This is a genomic window from Amycolatopsis orientalis DSM 40040 = KCTC 9412, assembly GCF_000478275.1.
In the GTDB taxonomy this organism is placed as follows: domain Bacteria; phylum Actinomycetota; class Actinomycetes; order Mycobacteriales; family Pseudonocardiaceae; genus Amycolatopsis; species Amycolatopsis orientalis.
On the sequence record NZ_ASJB01000083.1, the window covers coordinates 276,019 to 294,571 of the forward strand.

20 protein-coding genes are annotated in these 18,553 nt (G+C 69.0%); 15 read left to right on the plus strand and 5 right to left on the minus strand.

Annotated features, from left to right (window positions below):
* Nucleotides 1–197 precede the first annotated feature (197 nt).
* Nucleotides 198–1,835 carry a long-chain fatty acid--CoA ligase gene (locus tag L324_RS32455; RefSeq protein ID WP_037317759.1) on the plus strand — a complete coding sequence of 546 codons (1,638 nt, stop codon included), beginning with the start codon at nucleotides 198–200 and terminating at the stop codon, nucleotides 1,833–1,835.
* Between the two features lie 98 nt (nucleotides 1,836–1,933).
* Nucleotides 1,934–3,196: a sugar ABC transporter substrate-binding protein gene (locus L324_RS32460; RefSeq protein ID WP_037317762.1), complete on the plus strand. Its 1,263-nt coding sequence runs from the start codon at nucleotides 1,934–1,936 to the stop codon at nucleotides 3,194–3,196.
* Here the strand turns inward: L324_RS32460 and L324_RS32465 are convergent.
* On the minus strand, nucleotides 3,165–3,338 hold the full coding sequence (locus L324_RS32465) for a hypothetical protein (RefSeq protein WP_235783715.1): 174 nt from the start codon (nucleotides 3,336–3,338) through the stop codon (nucleotides 3,165–3,167). The genes L324_RS32460 and L324_RS32465 overlap by 32 nt on opposite strands.
* Here L324_RS32465 and L324_RS32470 point away from each other — a divergent pair.
* Nucleotides 3,331–3,681, plus strand: a complete 351-nt coding sequence (locus L324_RS32470; protein ID WP_235783716.1) for a TetR/AcrR family transcriptional regulator C-terminal domain-containing protein — start codon at nucleotides 3,331–3,333, stop codon at nucleotides 3,679–3,681. The two genes, L324_RS32465 and L324_RS32470, sit on opposite strands and share 8 nt — an antisense overlap.
* A 115-nt stretch (nucleotides 3,682–3,796) precedes the next feature.
* On the opposite strand, the gene L324_RS32475 is transcribed toward L324_RS32470, so the two are convergent.
* The 3 genes from L324_RS32475 to L324_RS32485 all read right to left on the minus strand — a co-directional run bounded on the left by L324_RS32475 (nucleotide 3,797) and on the right by L324_RS32485 (nucleotide 5,670).
* Nucleotides 3,797–4,720 (minus strand): NADP-dependent oxidoreductase, encoded by a 924-nt coding sequence (locus L324_RS32475; protein WP_152547063.1) that lies wholly within the window; start codon nucleotides 4,718–4,720, stop codon nucleotides 3,797–3,799.
* A gap of 106 nt (nucleotides 4,721–4,826) precedes the next feature.
* A complete protein-coding gene (locus L324_RS32480; protein ID WP_037317765.1) occupies nucleotides 4,827–5,222 on the minus strand; it encodes a MerR family transcriptional regulator in 396 nt (131 codons plus the stop codon).
* Between the two features lie 16 nt (nucleotides 5,223–5,238).
* The gene (locus L324_RS32485) at nucleotides 5,239–5,670 is read right to left on the minus strand and encodes a hypothetical protein (RefSeq protein WP_037317768.1); all 432 of its coding nucleotides are present in this window, start codon (nucleotides 5,668–5,670) and stop codon (nucleotides 5,239–5,241) included.
* A 177-nt stretch (nucleotides 5,671–5,847) separates the two neighbouring features.
* Between L324_RS32485 and L324_RS32490 the strand changes: the two genes are divergently transcribed.
* From L324_RS32490 to L324_RS32505, 4 genes are all read left to right on the plus strand, one after another.
* Nucleotides 5,848–7,578 (plus strand): TIGR03767 family metallophosphoesterase, encoded by a 1,731-nt coding sequence (locus L324_RS32490; RefSeq protein WP_037317771.1) that lies wholly within the window; start codon nucleotides 5,848–5,850, stop codon nucleotides 7,576–7,578.
* Between the two features lie 153 nt (nucleotides 7,579–7,731).
* Nucleotides 7,732–8,994, plus strand: coding sequence for a C39 family peptidase (locus tag L324_RS32495; RefSeq protein ID WP_051174220.1), 1,263 nt, complete (start codon nucleotides 7,732–7,734; stop codon nucleotides 8,992–8,994).
* Nucleotides 8,995–9,126: 132 nt separating this feature from the next.
* Nucleotides 9,127–10,221 carry an S-(hydroxymethyl)mycothiol dehydrogenase gene (locus L324_RS32500; protein WP_037318836.1) on the plus strand — a complete coding sequence of 365 codons (1,095 nt, stop codon included), beginning with the start codon at nucleotides 9,127–9,129 and terminating at the stop codon, nucleotides 10,219–10,221.
* On the plus strand, nucleotides 10,215–10,862 hold the full coding sequence (locus L324_RS32505; RefSeq protein ID WP_037317774.1) for a gamma-glutamylcyclotransferase family protein: 648 nt from the start codon (nucleotides 10,215–10,217) through the stop codon (nucleotides 10,860–10,862). Before L324_RS32500 ends, L324_RS32505 begins: the two co-directional genes overlap by 7 nt.
* Here the strand turns inward: L324_RS32505 and L324_RS32510 are convergent.
* The gene (locus tag L324_RS32510) at nucleotides 10,840–12,459 is read right to left on the minus strand and encodes an FAD-binding oxidoreductase (RefSeq protein ID WP_081736544.1); all 1,620 of its coding nucleotides are present in this window, start codon (nucleotides 12,457–12,459) and stop codon (nucleotides 10,840–10,842) included. The genes L324_RS32505 and L324_RS32510 overlap by 23 nt on opposite strands.
* 97 nt (nucleotides 12,460–12,556) lie before the next feature.
* Between L324_RS32510 and L324_RS32515 the strand changes: the two genes are divergently transcribed.
* The 8 genes from L324_RS32515 (at nucleotide 12,557) to L324_RS32550 (ending at nucleotide 18,503) form a co-directional block, all read left to right on the plus strand.
* A complete protein-coding gene (locus L324_RS32515) occupies nucleotides 12,557–13,120 on the plus strand; it encodes a TetR/AcrR family transcriptional regulator (RefSeq protein WP_037317778.1) in 564 nt (187 codons plus the stop codon).
* Complete coding sequence (locus L324_RS32520) at nucleotides 13,117–14,658, plus strand: glycerol-3-phosphate dehydrogenase/oxidase (RefSeq protein ID WP_037317781.1); 1,542 nt, start codon at nucleotides 13,117–13,119, stop codon at nucleotides 14,656–14,658. Before L324_RS32515 ends, L324_RS32520 begins: the two co-directional genes overlap by 4 nt.
* A gap of 235 nt (nucleotides 14,659–14,893) precedes the next feature.
* Entirely contained in the window at nucleotides 14,894–15,163 is a 270-nt protein-coding gene (locus L324_RS32525) for a helix-turn-helix transcriptional regulator (protein WP_034308595.1), read from the plus strand.
* The gene (locus L324_RS32530) at nucleotides 15,160–15,714 is read left to right on the plus strand and encodes a hypothetical protein (protein ID WP_037317786.1); all 555 of its coding nucleotides are present in this window, start codon (nucleotides 15,160–15,162) and stop codon (nucleotides 15,712–15,714) included. Before L324_RS32525 ends, L324_RS32530 begins: the two co-directional genes overlap by 4 nt.
* A complete protein-coding gene (locus L324_RS32535) occupies nucleotides 15,711–16,166 on the plus strand; it encodes a hypothetical protein (protein WP_037317790.1) in 456 nt (151 codons plus the stop codon). Before L324_RS32530 ends, L324_RS32535 begins: the two co-directional genes overlap by 4 nt.
* Entirely contained in the window at nucleotides 16,163–16,393 is a 231-nt protein-coding gene (locus tag L324_RS32540) for a hypothetical protein (RefSeq protein WP_037317793.1), read from the plus strand. Before L324_RS32535 ends, L324_RS32540 begins: the two co-directional genes overlap by 4 nt.
* Nucleotides 16,390–17,316 (plus strand): ABC transporter ATP-binding protein, encoded by a 927-nt coding sequence (locus L324_RS32545; RefSeq protein WP_037317796.1) that lies wholly within the window; start codon nucleotides 16,390–16,392, stop codon nucleotides 17,314–17,316. Before L324_RS32540 ends, L324_RS32545 begins: the two co-directional genes overlap by 4 nt.
* A complete protein-coding gene (locus tag L324_RS32550) occupies nucleotides 17,313–18,503 on the plus strand; it encodes an ABC transporter permease (protein ID WP_037317799.1) in 1,191 nt (396 codons plus the stop codon). The genes L324_RS32545 and L324_RS32550 overlap by 4 nt, the downstream gene beginning before the upstream one ends.
* Nucleotides 18,504–18,553: the final 50 nt, after the last annotated feature.

An 18,553-nucleotide genomic window follows, 5' to 3' on the forward strand; every position in this document is an offset into this window, starting at 1 on the left:
CCAGGGCTTCGCACTGTTAGCCATTTTTCGTTTGGCGGTAAGAAAAAGACGAATTATTGACGATCTTGACCCGAACCGGCGAACACCCGTTAGCGCGACACTGTGACCGAACGGTTGCCTTCGACGTTACTGCCCAAGTCACTGGGTCCGGTCTAATGTCCCAGTTCACCGGAGAACGAGCACCACGGGAGTACGCGATGTTGAGCACGATGCAGGACGGACAGCTGTCGTTGGCCAGGCTGCTCCGCCACGGCACGACGGTGCACTCCGAGAGCGAGGTGATCACCTGGACCGGTTCAGAAGCCCGGCGCGAGACCTACGGTGAGCTCGGCAAGCACGCCGCGCGACTGGCGAACGCGCTCCGCAGCCTGGGCATCACCGGCGACCAGCGCGTCGGCACGTTCATGTGGAACAACGCCGAGCACATGGCCGCCTACCTGGCGATCCCCGCCATGGGCGCGGTGCTGCACACGCTGAACATCCGGCTGTTCCCGGAGCAGCTCGTCTTCGTCGCCAACCACGCCGAGGACCAGGTCGTCATCGTCGACGGCACGCTGGTCCCGCTGCTGGCCAAGCAGCTGTCCGAGCTGAAGACCGTGCGTCACGTCATCGTGGCCAACGGCGACCCCTCCACCCTTCCGGCGCCCGAAGGCGTCCAGGTGCACTCCTACGGCGAGCTGCTGGCGGGGCAGCCGGACACCTTCGACTGGCCCGAGGTGGACGAGCGGTCGGCCGCCGCGATGTGTTACACCTCGGGCACCACGGGTGACCCGAAGGGCGTCGCGTACTCCCACCGGTCGATCTGGCTGCACTCGATGCAGGTCACCATGTCCGACAGCATGCGGCTGGCCCAGCACGACAAGGCGCTCGCCATCGTCCCGATGTTCCACGCGATGGCCTGGGGCATGCCGTACGCGGCGATGATGGTCGGCGCCTCGCTGCTGATGCCGGACAGGTTCCTCCAGCCCGCCCCCATCGCACAGATGCTCGACGCGGAGAAGCCGACCTTCGCCGGCGCCGTTCCCACCATCTGGCAGGGCCTGCTCTCCCACCTCGACGCGAACCCCCAGGACATCTCGCATCTGCGGGAGGTCGTGGTCGGCGGTTCGGCCGCGCCGCCGTCGCTGATGCACGCGTTCGAAGACCGCTACAACGTGCCGATCCTGCACGCGTGGGGCATGACCGAGACGTCGCCGCTGGGCAGCGTCGCGCGTCCCCCGGCGGCCGCGACCGGCGAGAAGGCCTGGGAGTACCGCTACACGCAGGGCCGGTTCCCGGCGTCCGTCAGCGCCAGGCTGATCGGCGACAACGGCGAGGAACTGCCGTGGGACAACGAAAGCGTCGGCGAACTGGAGGTACAGGGTCCGTGGATCGCGGCGTCGTACTACAGCGGTACGTCCGGTGACGAGCTCGACCCGGAGAAGTTCCACGACGGCTGGCTGCGCACCGGCGACGTCGGCAAGATCAGCCCGGACGGCTATCTCACGCTGACCGACCGCGCGAAGGACGTCATCAAGTCCGGCGGCGAATGGATCTCGTCGGTGGATCTGGAGAACCAGGTGATGGCGCATCCGGCGGTGGCCGAAGCGGCCGTCGTCGGCATCCCCGACGAGAAGTGGGACGAACGCCCGCTGGTGGCCGTCGTGGTGAAGGAAGGCCAGAGCGTCACCGCCGAGGAACTGCGCGAGTTCCTGGCGGACAAGGTCGCGAAGTGGCAGCTGCCGGAGAATTGGACCTTTGTGGACGAAGTCCCCAAGACCAGTGTCGGCAAGTTCGACAAGAAGCGGCTGCGGGCATTCCACGCCGCGGGCAAGCTCGACATCAGTCAGCTCTAACGGGTTAATCTCCCGCGCGCCTGCCCTTCCGTGAAGCGCATCTTGAGGGACGCTGTCCCCCAAGATGCGCTTCACGGCTTTGGCGAAGGGTTTCATTGGTGCGTAAGACAAGCAGGCGCGCGTTCCTGGCGCTGGCGGGAGCGACCGCGCTCTCCGCCTGCGGGTCCAACACCGTCCAATCGGGAAAACCACCGCCTTCCACGGCCTACTCCGCCGCCGCGACCCGGCCGAAACCGAAACCGGTGGACCTCTCGCAGTGGTACCACCCGTATCCCGAGCCCGGCGTCCAGGAAGCCGTCACGCGGTACGCGGCCGCGTATCAGAAGGCCAAGGTCGCGGTGCAGTGGAATGCCGACGACTACGAGGCGAAACTCGGTGCCGCGCTTCAAGCCGGCCCGGTTCCGGACGTCTTCGAAGGGCAGGTCACCCTCGACCGCGTCCGGCAGAACCTCCTCGTCCCGCTCGACGACGTCCTCGGGCCGGTGCGCGGCGATTTCGCCCCCTCGGTACTCGCGGCGCAGACCGTCGACGGCAAGACGTACGGGATCCCGCAGGCGCTCGACACCCAGGTTCTCTTCTACCGCAAGAGTTTCCTGCAGGAAGCCGGGGTACAGCCGCCGCAGACGCTCGACGAACTCGTCGACGCGGCGCGGAAACTGTCCAAGGACGGCGTCAAAGGCCTGTTCGCCGGCAACGACGCGGGAGCGGCGGCACTCGCCGGTCCGTTGCTGTGGGCCGCGGGCCTCGACTACGTCAAGGACGGCAAATCCGTCGGTTTCGACGATCCGCGCGCCGCGACGGCGTTCGCGAAACTCCGTGACCTCAACGGTTCGCTGCTGCTGGGCGCCCCGGCGGACTGGGCGGATCCGATCCCGTTCATCGACGGACTCGTCGCGATGCAGTGGACCTGGCTGGGGAACCTGCCGAAGATCCAGGACACGATGAAGGACGATCTCGGCATCCTGGCCTTCCCTCGGCTCGACGCGGCGGGCGCGCCTTCGGTCCCGGTCAGCTGCTTGAGCGCGATGGTCAACGCGAAGAGCCTGAATCCCAACGCCGCCAAGGACTTCGTCCGGTGGTTGTGGCTGGAACGCACCGACTTCCAGCAGGAGTTCGCCACGAAGTTCGGCCCTCATCTGCCCGCACGGCTGAGCGTGCTCGACAAGCTCACCCCGGCGAACGACGCCGCCCGGCTGGTCAAGGAGAACGGCCGCGCCGCAGGTCCACTGTGGACACCGGCGGCGAACACCGCGCTCGTCGACGCGCTGGGCCGCATCGCCCGTGACGGTGCCGACCCGGTCGCCGAGACGAAGGCCGCGGTCGAAGCCGTCAAAGCCGAACTGGGTCGCCTGTCCGCGTGAGCCGTCGCGAACGGACGTAGGCGACGATCAGCGCGATCGCCAGGACCACCGCGCCGCCGTCGGTGACCAGCGACGGCAGGAGACCCGGCCACCCGTGTTCGGCGAACGCCGTCCGGTGCACCTCGAACGGCACGATGACCACGCCGCACGCCTGGGCGGCGTTGACCGCGAGCACCGGCCAGAACAGCCACCGCCCGCACCGGCTGGGTCACATCGAAACGACCGCGCGGATCCTGCTGGAGGCTGGGTTCTCCGAGGCGGACACGGCGGGGATTTCGCGGCTGCTCACGGCACACGTGCTCGCTTCGGTGGAATCGCTCCCCGCCCGGAAGCCGGACGAAGGGTTTCTCGCACGACTCGCGGCTTTTCCCCACGTGAACAGACTCGGCCCGGCTTTCGCGAAGCAGGATGGCGAGGATCTGTTCGAACTCGGCGTCGAGGTGATCCTCGGCGGTCTCGAAGCCCGGCTCCGGCTTCGAGGGTGACGGCGGAGCTGAAGGGCGCTTTCCCCGCATCGCATGCGGTGAAAGCGCCCTTCGCCGCGTGAGATGAGGGGAAGGGGCCCTTCAGCCCCCCTCGGAACCCCAGGGTGAGCCCTTCTCAGGCCACCTTGATGACGACCTTGCCCGAGGTGTGACCGTTCTCGACGATGGCGAGCGCGGCCGGGGCGTCGGAGAGCGGGTGGACCGCGGTGATCACGGGCGCGAGGACTCCGTCGAGGGCCAGCCGGGCGGACCGCTCCAGGTTCTCGCGGTCGAGCCGGCGCTCGACGAAACGCCCACCGAGACCGGGCACGGACATGTCACCCACGGCAACGACGTTGCGGGGATCCCGGGCCAGCGGAGCGACCGTCCGCAGCGAGGTGCCTCCGACCAGATCGACGATCCCGTCGAAGCCGTCCGGGACCAGCTCGCGTGCCGCGGCGACGACGTCCTCGGCGGTGTAGTCGATGAACCGCACCCCGATGGCCTCGGCGTGCTCGCGCTTGGCGGCACTCCCGGTGCCGATCACCCGCAGCCCGCGCCCGGCGGCCAGCCGGGCGACGGCGAGGCCGACCCCGCCCCCGACCCCGTTGACCAGGACCGTGGCACCGGCCGAGAGGCCGAGCTGGTCGAGTACGTCCACCGCGGTCGTCCCGGCCACCGGCAGCGTCGCCGCCACGGTCGCGGACAGACCCGCCGGGACGCGCGCGGTGTTCGGCGCGGACAGCACCGTCGTCTCGGCGTAGGTGCCGCCACCGGTGAGCGCGAAGCCGAAGACGGCGTCACCCACCTCGAGGCCGTCGACGTTTTCGCCCAAGGCAAGAACGATTCCGGCCGCCTCCATGCCCAGCACGCGGGGGAACGGACGCCCGCCGTCGAGCCCGGGGACCAGACCCGAGCGCACCGCGTGGTCGAGCGGATTCACGCCGGCCACGGTGACCCGGATCAGCACCTCGCCGCGGGCGGGGGCGGGATCGGGACGATCGAAGAACTCCTGCACTTCGGGCCCGCCATATCTGCCGAAACCCCACGCCTGCCCCATTTTCCGCCGCCTCCCGGATGACCGGCCCGGTGCTTCCGGGCGCTGTCGCCATCCTCACCGCTGACATCGGTGTAAGAGGCAAGCGGCAGAGGTGCGGGTCACAGCATCACGCCGACCGGGTCACCGGTTCCGGGGCCGTGGACAGCTTCGCCCGGTGCCGGCTGTTGGCCGCGATCAGCACGTCGAGCGCGGCCCGGGTCTCGATCAGGTGCGCGATGTCGGCGTCGATCCGGTCGCGCTCACGCGTCATCGCCGTGAACGTCTCCTCGGCGACGCCCAGGTCACCGGGGATGTCCACACACGGCAGCACGGTCGCGATCACCCGGCTGGACATACCCGCGTCGAACAGCTGCCGGATGAGCGACACGCGCTGGACCGCGGCGTCGGAATAGTGACGCTGCCCGGCGTCGGAGCGCGAGCTGGTCAGCAGGCCCTGCTCTTCGTAGTACCGCAGTGAGCGCGAACTCACGCCCGTACGCTTGGACAGCTCGCCGATCCGCATCCCTCAGAGCCTACGGTCAGTCCCCCGAATAGCCCCAGATCGCCAGGTCGACGGCGACGTCGTCCTCGTAGAGCAGCGCGCAGTGCGCGCTCCAGCGCGGGCGGTTGTACGGCAGCCGTCCCGCCTTGTCGAGTTCGTCGAAGAGGGCGACGGAGGGCTCTTCGGTACCGAAGGCGGCGAGGAGCTCGGCGTCGGTCAAGGGCCGGATCGTGCCGAAGTCGTCTTCGCCCGTCGCGCTGATGAACTCGTGGACGTCGAGCACCGAATGCGTCCCGGACTCCTGGACGCTCTCCGTTTCGTACAGCTCTTCGAGCGTATCCGGGCGGCCGATTTCGTCCTCTTCCCAGAGGTAGTCACCCTCCGCGAAGGCCCGTGCCTTCATCGCCTCCAGAGCCGCTTCCGGATCACCGTCGAACCGGCCGCGGACCGACCAAACCGAAGCACCCACCCGGGCCACCTCCTCGCTCGCCAAGCGGCCAGCGTAGCGAGCCGGATGGGGGATCTTTGGTATTCGGCCGAACGTGACAAATTTTCGCATTACCCTTTTCTGTCGTTCACCCCACGGCTAACCTCGTCCGGCATCGTCCTTCCGCGACACTCACCCGCGACGACTAGGGGCACCGCCATGTCCGAAGGCTCCACGGTCTCCAGGCGCACCTTCACCGCGGCGGGCGCCGTCGGCGTCGGCCTGCTGCTGTGCACTCCGACCGCCAACGCGCTCGACCGGGCGCTGGCGCTCACCACCGGCCGCGCGGTGCGCACCGCGGGCACCACGCTCGAATCCGCCGCGGCACCGGTGAAAGCCGGTCCGGGCTACACCCGGCTGACCGCGGGTCCCGGCTGGCCGCTCGTGGTCCGGGGCGACCTCGCCGCGCCGAAGTCCGGCCGCGACGACCGGCGGCGCGGGATGGCGTCGTTCGCGCAGTTCACCGACCTGCACTTCACCGACGCGGAAAGCCCGGCGCGGTTCGAGTACCTGCACCCGTTCATCGGTTCGGCGCACCGGCCCCAGGAGACGCTCGGGCCGGTCGCGACGACGGCGCTCGTCGAACGGGTGAACAGCCTGAAGACCGGGCCGTTCACCGGCCGCGCGATCGACTTCATGGTGACCACCGGCGACAACACCGACAACCACGAGCTGATCGAGCTGGAGTGGTTCCTCAAGGTGCTCAACGGCGGCACGGTGACCCCGGCCTCGGGTGATCCGAACACGCACGAAGGCGTGCAGACCTCCGGATCCGCGCACTACTGGAACCCCGGAAAGACGCTCGACGACGAGTACACGAAGAAGGGCTTCCCGCAGTTGCCCGGCCTGCTCGGCGCGGCGTCGAGCACGTTCACCTCGCCCGGTCTCGACGTCCCGTGGTTCTGCACCTTCGGCAACCACGACGACAGCATCGTCGGCTCGCTCCCGGATCTGCCCGGGATGGACGCCTGGTACACCGGCCGGTTCAAGGTGATCGGCAAGGACGAGACGACGTCGCGGAAACTCGCCAACGCCATCGACTCCGGCTCCGGCGTGCCGATCACGGAGCTGTTCGGCGGGTCGGGGACGATCCGCGAGATCACCCCGGACGAGCGGCGGCGGCCGTTCAGCACCGCGGAGTTCGTGCGGCATCACCTCGACACCGCCAACACCGGCCCCGGTCCGGTCGGCCACGGGTTCAGCGACAACAACGCCGACGGCCGGAACGTGTACTACACCTTCCGCATCGCGCCGGGTGTCATCGGCATCAGCCTCGACACCACGACGATGGCCGGGCTGGCCGACGGATCGATCGGGCTCGGGCAGTTCACCTGGGTGGAGAACACGCTCAAGCGCAATAGCTCGACGTACTACGACTTCTTCGGGCGCAAGGTCACGCAGAACGTGACGGACGAGCTGTTCATCCTGTTCAGCCACCACACCAGCGGAACGATGGGCAACGTGCTGCCGGACGCGCGGCATCCGCTGGAGCCGCGGCTCAACGGCGACACGTTCGTCTCGCTGCTCAACCGGTTCCCGAACGTGCTGGCGTGGGTGAACGGCCATACGCACCACAACAAGATCACGCCGCACCCCGGCAAGACGGCGAAGCAGGGCTTCTGGGAGATCAACACGGCGTCGCATATCGACTTCCCGCAACACGCGCGGATCATCGAGGTCGCCGACAACGCCGACGGCACGTTGTCCCTGTTCACGACGCTGATCGAGGCCGAAGCGCCGTATGAGGTGTCGTACTCGGACAGCTCGGCGCAAGCGCTTGCGTCGCTGTACCGGGAGTTCTCGTACAACGACATCCACGCCTCACTGGGCGCCGTCGGCACCGCCCAGGACCAGAACACGGAACTCCTGCTGCCCCACCCGCTCGCCTGATCCCGCGTTTCGTCCTCTGGATGCGGTCCTTGCGCACGCAACTACCGCATCCAGAGGACGAAACGCATACGTCTTGCGGGCGAGTATTTACATAGCGTGCGTGAGCGACGAAAATCCCTTCCCTACTGGGTGGACACGAGGGATGGAGTCGTGATGCGCGTACGAGGGCTGCTGACATTGCTGACGATCGCGACACTGAGCGCGGTGACGGCACAGTCGGCGGAAGCGGGCCCTGGCCACTCGGACGACGAAGCGATCGACTACCACGAATGGGCCGGTCACCACGGTTTCCGCGACGGCAGGCTGGAGGGGCTCGGCCTCGACCACGGCGCGCTGCGCATCGACCGCCCGATCGGCACCATCGAGCACACCGAACCCACGCTCGGCACCACGAAGACCTACGAATACGGCCAATGGACGTCGAGCAGTCACACGCAGGGTTTCGACGCCTCACAACTGGTCGCGTCGTGGAACGCGAGGACGCCGGCCAAGACCTGGCTCAAGATCGAGGCGAAGGGCCGCACCGCGACGGGCGCCGAAACCACCTGGTACGTCATGGGCCGCTGGGCCAGTGGTGACGGCGACATCAAGCGCACCAGCGTCGACGGCCAGAGCGACGCCAACGCGGCCGTCGACGTTGACACGCTGGTCATGAAGGCGGGCGTCGCGCTCCGGTCGTATCAGCTGCGGATCAGCCTGTACCGCGAGGCCGGGTCACGCGCCACGCCGTCGGTGACCTCGGTCGGCGCGATGACGTCGCTGGTCCCGGACCGGTTCGAGGTCAAGGCGACGAAACCGGGCCGCGCCACCGGCATCGAACTCAAGGTGCCCGCCTACGCCCAGAACCTCCACAAAGGACAGTTCCCCGAATACGGCGGCGGCGGGGAGAACTGGTGCAGCCCGACGTCCACCGAAATGGTGGCCGAGTACTGGGGCAAACGACCCAAGCGCGAGGACATGACGTGGATCCCGGAGGGTTACGTCGATCCGACCGTCGCGTACGCCGCCCGCCACACGTTCGACTACGCCTACGACGGAACCGGCAACTGGCCGTTCAACACCGCGTACGCCGCGTCACTCGGACTGCGTGGGCACATCACCCGTTTGCACTCATTGAACGAACTCGAAAACTACATCGCCCGCGGCATTCCGGTGATCACGTCGCAGTCGTTCAAGGCGGAGGAACTCGACGGCGCGGGATACGGCACCGCCGGTCACATCATGGTCGTCGTCGGCTTCACGAAGGACGGTGACGTGATCGCGAACGACCCGGCCGCGAGCAGCAACGACCGGGTCCGAAATGTCTACAAGCGACACCAGTTCGAAACGATCTGGCAGCGCACCAAGCGGTACAACACCACCGGAGGCGTTTCCGGTGGCCCGGGCGGGATCGCGTACATCATCACGCCACACTGAATCGTTCCCCACCCGAGCGGATGTCGCGATCCGAGCCGATTCCGTGGCAAGCTTCGCGTAATCAGACTCGCGCGCGCAGCGCGTCCGTTGAGGGCGGCGGCGGGGGCATGGATGGACTACTCGGAGGTGGGCATGCCGTACGAGGTCCAAGGCGTCGTTTCCCGCGCCAAGGGTGAACCGGTCTCGCTGGAGTCCGTGACGGTGCCCGATCCCGGGCCCGGCGAGGCCGTCGTCTCGGTCAAGGCGTGCGGTGTCTGCCATACCGACCTGCACTACCGCGAGGGCGGGATCAACGACGAGTTCCCGTTCCTGCTCGGCCACGAGGCGGCGGGCTTCGTCGAGGCCGTCGGCGAGGGCGTCACCGACCTCGAACCCGGTGACTACGTGATCCTGAACTGGCGCGCGGTCTGCGGCACCTGCCGGGCCTGCCGCCGGGGCAGGCCGTGGTACTGCTTCTCGACGTTCAACGCCGCCCAGTCGATGACGCTCGCCGACGGCACGGTCCTGTCTCCCGCGCTCGGCGTCGGCGCCTTCCTCGAGAAGACACTCGTCCACAGTGGACAGTGCACGAAAGTCGACCCCGCCGCCGAACCCGCCGTCGCCGGACTGCTCGGCTGCGGGGTGATGGCCGGTCTCGGCGCGGCACTCAACACCGGTGCGGTGGGGCGCGGCGACACCGTCGCGGTCATCGGCTGCGGCGGTGTCGGTGACGCGGCCATCGCCGGGGCGAACCTGGCCGGCGCGAAGACCATCGTCGCCATCGACACCGACGACCGGAAACTGGCCTGGGCCAAGGAGTTCGGCGCGACGCACACACTGAACAGCAAGGGGCTCGGCGAAGACCAGGTCGTCGAGGCGATCCAGGAGTTCACCGATTCCTTCGGCGCGGACGTCGTGATCGACGCGGTCGGCAGGCCGGAAACCTGGCGGCAGGCGTTCTACGGCCGCGATCTGGCCGGCACCGTCGTGCTCGTCGGCGTCCCGACCCCGGACATGCGGCTGGACCTGCCGCTGATCGACTTCTTCTCACGCGGCGGCTCGCTCAAGTCGTCGTGGTACGGCGACTGCCTGCCCTCACGCGATTTCCCGATGCTGATCGACCTCTACCTCCAGGGCAGGCTCCCGCTCGACAAGTTCGTCACCGAACGGATCGCGCTCGACGGCGTCGAAAAGGCTTTCGAACGCATGCGTCACGGGGATGTCCTGCGCAGCGTGGTGACGTGGTGAAACTCTTCACCGACGCCGATTTCCCGGCCGACCCGTATCCGGGAGCGCGACCCGGGCATTCGTTCGTCCACTTCGACGGCGCCGGCCACAGCCTCGACACCGCGCCGGAGGGCTGGCGCGAACGCCAGGCCGTACTCGCCTACGGCTCGAATGCCTGCCCGTCCAAGATCACCTGGCTGCGGGAGAACATGGGGCTGACCGGCCCGGTCGTCGTCTGCCACGCGCGCTGCACCGACCTCGCCGCGGTCTGGGCGTCCGGGCTGCGGTTCCGGGACGGGCAGCGGCCCGCCACCCTCGCCGCGGCCCCTGGCGTCGTCGAGGAGCACGCCGTCTGGTTCGCGACGCCCGAGCAGCTCGCCGTCCTCGACCACTGCGAGGGCAACGGCCGGCGCTACCGCCTGGTGCGGCTGACCTCGCCCGCCATCACGCTCGACGACGGCACCGTGCTCGACGACGTGGTGGCGTACGTCGGCGCCGCGGACATCCGCCTGCCGATCCTCGTGGACGGCAGGCATATCCGCGTCGCCGATCTCGAACAGCGCCGGGCGGCGGCCCTGCAGGGGATCCCCGCCGAGACGCACGGCCTGGACTGCACGCTGGTCGACGCCGGGACGCTGGTCAGAGAAGCTTCCCGGGATTGAGGATGCCCGTCGGATCGACGGCCTTCTTCGCCGCCCGCAACACCTCCACGCCGATGTCGCCGATCTCCGCGGCCAGATAGGGCGCGTGGTCGACGCCGACGGCGTGGTGGTGCGAAATGGTGCCGATCCCGGTGATCGCCTCCGACGCCGCAGCTTTGGCCCGCCGCCACTGTCCGATCGGATCGGTCTCGTCGCGTGCGGTGAGGACGGTGAAATACAGTGACGCGCCCGTTTCGTAGGCGTGCGAGACGTGGCACATGATGATCGCCCGGCCGAGGGTGGCGGTGAGCGCGGCGCGCACGGCGTCCCGCAGGTCGCTCAGCTCGCCCCAGTACGCGGCCGTCTCCAGGGTCTCGACGCAGACGCCGTTGTCCAGCAAGGCATCCCGCTGCCGCGGCCCGGAGAACCGGCCACGGCGCCAGGATTCACCGAGGGTCCGCCCGATCCGGACGGCGCCGAACGGCTCCAGTACCCGGGTGGTGTCCTGACGGCGCCGCGCGACCTCGCGTTTCGTCGCGCCCTCCCAGCCGACGATGAGCAGGCAGGGGTTGGCGATCCCCCTCGTCCTCAGGTACCGGCGCAGCGCCTTGGTCTTCCAGCTGTCGTTGAGCGCCAGTGAAACCTCGGTCTCGTCCACATCGGACAGTCGTGTGACGTCCGCGAGCGCGTGCCGCTGGGCGAGTTCGCGGACGGCGGCGGTGCCGTTCTCCCAGCCGTCGAGGACGTAACCCTCGTACCGGCGTACTTCCGGCACCGGGCGGACCCGGAGGGCGACCTCGGTGATCACGCCGAGCGCGCCCTCACTGCCGACGGCGAGTTGCCGCAGGTCGGGTCCGGCGGCCGACGCGGGCGCGACGCCGAGTTTCCATTCGCCGCGCGGGGTGGCGAGCCGGACACCCGAGACCATGTCCTCGAACCGGCCGTAGCCCGACGAGGCCTGCCCGGCGGACCGGGTCGCGGCGTATCCGCCGATGGTGGCGCGTTCGTAGGACTGGGGCACGTGCCCGAGGGTGAAGCCGTGCGCGGCGAGCAGCCGATCGGCCGCCGGGCCGGTGACACCCGCCTGAAGGACCGCGATCCGGGACACGGGGTCGACGGAGACCAGGTCGCCGAGCCTGGCGAGGTCGAGGGCGATCACCGCGGTCTTGTCCCCGCGCAGCGCCGAAACGCCGCCGACCACCGACGTCCCGCCGCCGAACGGGACGACGCCGACGTCGTGCCGCGCGCAGATTTCCAGTACCGACTGGACTTCGGCGGGATCTCCCGGCAGGACGACGGCGTCCGGCACCGGAAAATCACCGAAGCCCCGGCGCCGTATCAGGTCCAGATAGGACATACCGCTCGCGCGGGCGAGCCTCGACCCCGGTGACAGCAGGACATGTTCGGTACCGACGACTTCTTCGATGTCTCGTTTCGACTGCTCCGCCAGCGCCGATTCGGGAACGGACGAGGCCGAATCCGGCGCTATCGGTGCCACCGGGGCCAACGGGCCGATACGCTGGACGAGCCATCTCAGCGCCTTCGCCGGAAGGTGTGCCGCGTCACCGGCTTGAGGCGTCCAGGATCGTCTTAACCGGTGGTCAATAGGCTCCGTCACGACTACAGTGTTACATATGGACGTAAAACGTCACTCACCTGCGGAAACAGGCGTTTCGGCACTGGCGGACACTCGATCCCGCCAGGCCTCGACACGCGTGTCCGACGACGTTCTGCTCGACGCGGCGAAGAAGTGCGTGCTCGCCGTCGGCGTGAGGCGCACCACGCTCGCGGAGATCGCGCGGACCGCCAAGGTCAGCCGGATGACGGTCTACCGCCGGTTCCCGGACGTCCGCAGTGTGCTCGCGACCCTCATGACCCGCGAGTTCGGCGGGCTGCTGCAAGGCGCCGCCGAACCGGGCGCCGAACCGGCCCACTTCCGCGAGCAGCTGGTGCGCAGTTCGACGGCCGCCGTCGCGGCGCTCTCGGGCGACCCGCTGTTCCGCACGCTGCTGGACCTCGATCCCGAACTCGTCCTGCCCTACATCGTCGAGCGGCTCGGCAAGACCCAGCGTTTCGCCGAGGGCGTGATCCTGCACCTGCTCCGGTCCGGCCACGAAGACGGTTCGATCCGCAAGGGTGACCTGCCGTCGCAGGCGCGCACCCTGTTGCTGCTCATCCAGTCCTTCGCGTTCTCGCTGCGCCCCGCCACCGCGGACGTGAACGAGAGCGACCTGATGGCGGAATTCGCCCACGTGCTCGACGCGGCGCTCCGGCCGTGACGCCGGGCTCGCTCAACGCCCGCCGCCGCGAGCGGGAACTCGCGGCACTGGACGGCGGGGAGCGGGTCGACCTGGCGGTGGTCGGCGGCGGCGTCACCGGCGCGGGGATCGCGCTGGACGCGGCCGCGCGCGGGCTCTCGGTGGCCCTGATCGAGGCGTACGACCTGGCGTACGGGACGTCGCGATGGTCGAGCAAGCTGGTCCACGGCGGACTTCGCTACCTCGCCAAGGGCGACCTGGCGCTGGCGCACGAAAGCGCCGTCGAGCGCGGGATACTGATGACCCGCACCGCGCCGCATCTCACCCGGGCGATCCCGCAGCTGTTCCCCATGTACCGCAAGACCTCCCGCGGCCAGCAGGCGTTCATCATGACCGGCCTGGTCGCGGGCGACGGTCTCCGCCGCGCGGCCGGGACCCCCGCGTCGGTGCTGCCGAGGCCGCGGTCGATCCCGGCCGCGGAGGCGCTCGCGCTCGCCCCCGGCCTGTCGCCCCAAGGCCTTCGCGGCGCGCTGCTGGCTTACGACGGCGCGCTGACCGACGACGCGCGGCTCGTGGTGAGCCTGGCGCGCACGGCGGCGTCACGTGGCGCGAAGATCCTGACGAGGGTCGAAGCACTGCGGCTCGACGCCGGTTCGGTGCTGGCCAGGGACAGGCTCACCGGCCGGGAAGTGGAGATCCACGCCGGTCAGGTGATCAACGCGACCGGCGTCTGGGCCGGTGAACTGGCGGAGTCGGTACGGCTGCGGCCGTCCCGGGGCTCCCATCTCATCCTGGCTTCGGGGGCGGCGGCGATCGGCGCGACGTCGGTCAACGTACCGGTCCCCGGCGAGAACAACCGGTTCGTCTTCCTGCTGCCGCAACCGGATGGCCACGTCTTCGTCGGCGTCACCGACGAACCGATCGACGGCCCGATCCCGCGGGTGCCGTCCGTGCCGGAGTCCGATGTGGACTTCCTGCTCGAAGTGGCGTCGACGGCGTTCACCCGTCCGCTGACCCGCGCCGACGTCGCCGGTTCGTTCGCCGGGCTGCGGCCGCTGGTCGAAGGCGACGGCGGGCGCAGCGCGGATCTCTCGCGCAAGCACGCGGTGGTGACCGGCGCCGACGGCGTGCTCACCGTCGTCGGCGGCAAGCTGACGACGTACCGGAAGATGGCCGAGGACGCCGTCGACGCCGCGTTGAAGCGCTCCGGGCTCCACGCCGGGCCCTCGACCACGTCCCGGCTTCCCCTGCTGGGCGCGGCACCGCGGAGTCGCCTGTCCACTGTGGAGGCTCCGGCCCGGCTCGTCGCGAAGTACGGCACCGAGGCGCCCCGGATCGCGGCCCTCGGCGAGGTCGACCCGGAACTGGGCCTGCCCGTGTCCGAGCACACCGACATCAGCGCGGCCGAGGTCGTCTGGGCCGTGCGGCACGAAGGCGCTCTCGACGTCGAGGACGTTCTGGAGCGCCGGACGCGGCTCGGCCTGGTCGCTGCGGACGCCGAGGCCGCCCGGTCCCGCGTCCAGGAACTTGTCGACAAGTCGCTCGCCGGCCTCACCTGACCCACGCTCAGCCCACCAACCGCACTCGCGTTTAGCCCGCTAACTGCGGGCCGGGCTGGGCCCCTGCGGTCGCGTTTAGCCCGCTAACTGCGGGCCGGGGTGCGCCGCCGCACTCGCGTTTAGCCCGCTAACTGCGGGTAGGGGGTGGGTCACCGCGGTCGCGTTTAGGCCGCTAAATGCGGGTCGGGTGTTCCCCAGCTTGACGAGTCGTTGGGTTTTTGCAACAGTATGTTCTATGAGCCCGGTCAGACGCGGCAAAGAGCTGCCGATCTACAACCGGCTCCCGGTGCTCCGGGCGGAGCGCGGACTGAGCAGGGCCGCCCTCGCGGCGGCCGTCGAGGTCAACCCACAGACCATCGGCGCGCTCGAACGAGGGGACCACTACCCGAGTCTGGACCTGGCGTTCCGCATCTGCGCGGTGTTCGACCTCCCGGTCGAGGCCGTGTTCAGCCGGGAACCGTTCACACCACTGTCCACTCAGGTCTACCGGGAGGGGGGAACATGAGCGGGAAGCGAGGAGTCCTCGCGGCCTACTGGGAACGACAGCAGGAGCGCTGGGAGGAGGTGGAACGCAGACGCGCCCGGCGGCTGCCGACCTGGCGCACCCGCAAGCGCCGCCGGACCTTGAGCGTGTTCGTGCTGCTCGGCGACCTGATCCTGATCGCCGGCGCGGCACTGTTCCATCGGCAACCCGAAACCTACTTCGTCGTGGCCTGGTTCGGTGGCGCGGCGATCGCCGGTCTCGCCCAGTACCTCCTGCGGATCCTCACCGGCAAGATGAGCGGCGGGTTCTCGATCCGGCTCGACGAGCGCGAGCGGGAATGGCGCCACCGCGTCACCTTCGCCAGCTACCAGATCCTGGTCGCCCTGATGTTCGTCTCCGTGGTGTACGGGCTGATCATCTCCGGCACCGAGGACGGCGGCGCGCGCGGCGCGATGATGGGCTGCGCGCTGCTGGTCACCGGAACCACGTTCTCCAGCGTCATCCTCGGCTGGACCCTGCCCGACGATGACCCCGAAGACTTCACCGAATTCGACGAGGGGAGCCTCGCGTGACCGTCACCAGGACGCGGTCGGACCGCCGTCGCCTCGCCGTCTCCGCCGTGATCGGCCATTTCGTCGTGATCGCCGGGGCGGCCCTGCTCCGCGAACCGACGCTGTGGTTCGCCGTCGGCCTGATGGGGCCGGGACTGGTTCTCTGCGTCGGCACCGCGGCGGTCCTGCGCAAGGCCGTCGGCAGACCCGGTTCCGCGGCGGGCGACCTCGACGAACGGGAACTGCTCTTGCGTGACAGGGCGCATTACAGCGCCTTCCAAGGGATCTGCCTCCTGATGGTGGTGGACCTCGGTTACGGGCTTTACGCGGCCGGGCAACCGGATGCCGGTTCCCTGCTGGCCGCGATGACGGCGGCGTTACTCGTCTTCGGGACGTCGCTGCCGGCGCTCTGGCTCGCCTGGAAGCTGCCGGACGACGATCCCGAAGACTTCGAGGGGGTGGCTCCGGCGTGACCGGGGACAAGAAGCGTTACAAGGTGTCAGTCGGCGTGGTCGCCGTCGCGCTGGTGGCGGGCGGGGTCCTCGCCGGCGCGAGCCGGGCGGTCCTGGTCTACCGGGCCACCTCGGTGGTGAACAACGTCAAGCTGGACGGTCTGTTCCAGCGCAACCGCACGGTTACCGGCGTCCATCGGGGAATCACGGCGCTGGTGCGGTATTTCGAGGAGGGGAAATGGAAATGAGCGAGGGGAAACTGGAGATCGACCGGATCTCCAAGCGTTACGGCGCGAAGGTCGCGCTGGACGAGGTGAGCTTCGAGGTCCAGCCCGGTGAGCTGTTCGGTTTCGTCGGCAGCAACGGGGCAGGCAAGACGACCACGATGCGGATCGTCCTGGGGGTACTGGCCGCCGATTCCGGGCAGGTGCGGTTCGGCGGGGCGCCGATCACCCACGAGACCCGCACGCATATCGGGTACATGCCGGAGGAACGCGGGCTGTACCCGAAGATGAAGGTGCTGGAACAGCTGGTCTACCTCGCGGAGCTGCACGGGATGTCGGCCAACGACGCCCACCGCAGCGCGGAGAACTGGATCGCCAGGCTCGGGCTGACCGAACGCCGCAAGGACGAGGTCCAGAAACTCAGTCTCGGCAACCAGCAGCGGGTGCAGCTGGCGGCCGCGCTGGTGCACGACCCGAAGGTGCTCGTGCTCGACGAACCGTTCTCCGGCCTCGACCCGCTGGCCGTGGACGTGATGAGCGGTGTCCTGCGCGAGAAGGCCGCGACCGGGGTACCGGTGGTGTTCTCCAGTCACCAGCTGGATCTGGTCGAGCGGCTGTGCGATCGGGTCGGCATCATCCGAAGTGGACGGATGGTCGCCTCCGGCGCCGTCGCGGACCTGACGGCGGACGCGGGCAACGGTCTCGTCGTCACCGCGCCCGGGGCCGCACCCGGCTGGGCTTCGGCCGTCCCCGGTGTCCGGACGGTCGAACAGCACGGCCCGACCACGATCCTCGAACTCGAAGACCACGCCGACGACCAGGCCGTGCTCGCCGCGGCGCTGGCCACCGGGCCGGTCACCGAATTCACCAAACGCAGGCGTTCGCTGACCGAGCTGTTCCGCGACGCCGTCGCCGAGAAGCCCGCGGCACAAGGAGTTTCCGCATGAACACCGTCTCCTCTTGGCGCGCGGTCTGGCTCATCGCCAAACGCGAGCTGAACACCCGCCTGCGCACCAGGTCCTTCGTGATCGGCACCGCCGTGCTGCTGGTCATGCTGATGGGCTACGTCCTGCTGCAGTCCACGCTGATGAGCAACGAGGACAAGAGCAAGATCGGGCTCACCGGCCAGGCCACCGGGATCGCGCAACAGCTGCAGACGGCGGGCGCGGCACTCGGCGAGAAGATCGAGACCGTCACGGTCGCCGACCCGGCGCAGGGCCGGTCGCAGGTCGAGAGCGGTGACCTCGACGCGCTGGTGTCCGGCAACGCCACCGAGCTGAAGGTGCTCGTCAAGTCCGAATTGGACAACAAGCTCCGCACCGTGCTGAACGGCGTTTCGCAGCAGGAAGTGCTGAACGGCATCCTTTCCGAAGCCCAGAAGTCGCCCGAGCAGGTGATGCGCACGGTCCAGCAGACCCAGGTCGAGGTCGACTCGGTCAAACCGCCGGATCCGGAGAAGGCCCAGCGGATGGTGATCGGGCTGATCGTGGCCGTCCTGCTGTACATGAGCATCGTGACCTACGGGACGCTCGTGGCACAGGGTGTGGTCGAGGAGAAGGCCAGCCGGGTCGTGGAGATCCTGCTGTCCACCGTGCGGCCGTGGCATCTGTTGCTGGGCAAGGTGATCGGGCTCGGCCTGGTCGGGCTGGCCCAGCTGGTGATCATCGGCGGCGCCGGGTTGATCGTCGCGTCGGCGACCGACGTCCTGACGCTGTCGGGGGTCGCGACGAGCGCGCTGCTGTGGGGCGTGGCCTGGTACCTGCTCGGCTTCCTGTTGTACGCCACCGTTTACGGCGCGATGGGCTCGCTGGTCTCCCGCCAGGAGGACACGCAGTCGGTCATCGGCCCGGTCAACATCGTGCTGATCCTCGGGTTCATCGTCGGGTTCAACCTGCTGGCGCAGGCGCCGGACGGGACGGGGACGAAGGTGCTTTCCCTGGTGCCGCTGCTGGCCCCGGTGCTGATGCCCGCGCGGATCGCGGCCGGGACCGTGGAGGTGTGGGAGATCGCGCTGTCGCTGGGCCTGACCGTGGGCGCCATCGCCCTGTTCACCTGGCTGGGCGCGCGGATCTACCAGAACAGTGTCCTGCGGGTCGGCAGCCGGATCAAGCTGACCGAGGCCCTTCGCGGCTGACCGCTTTGCGCGTGAAGGCCTCCTTCCCTCGGCTGAGCCGAGGGAAGGAG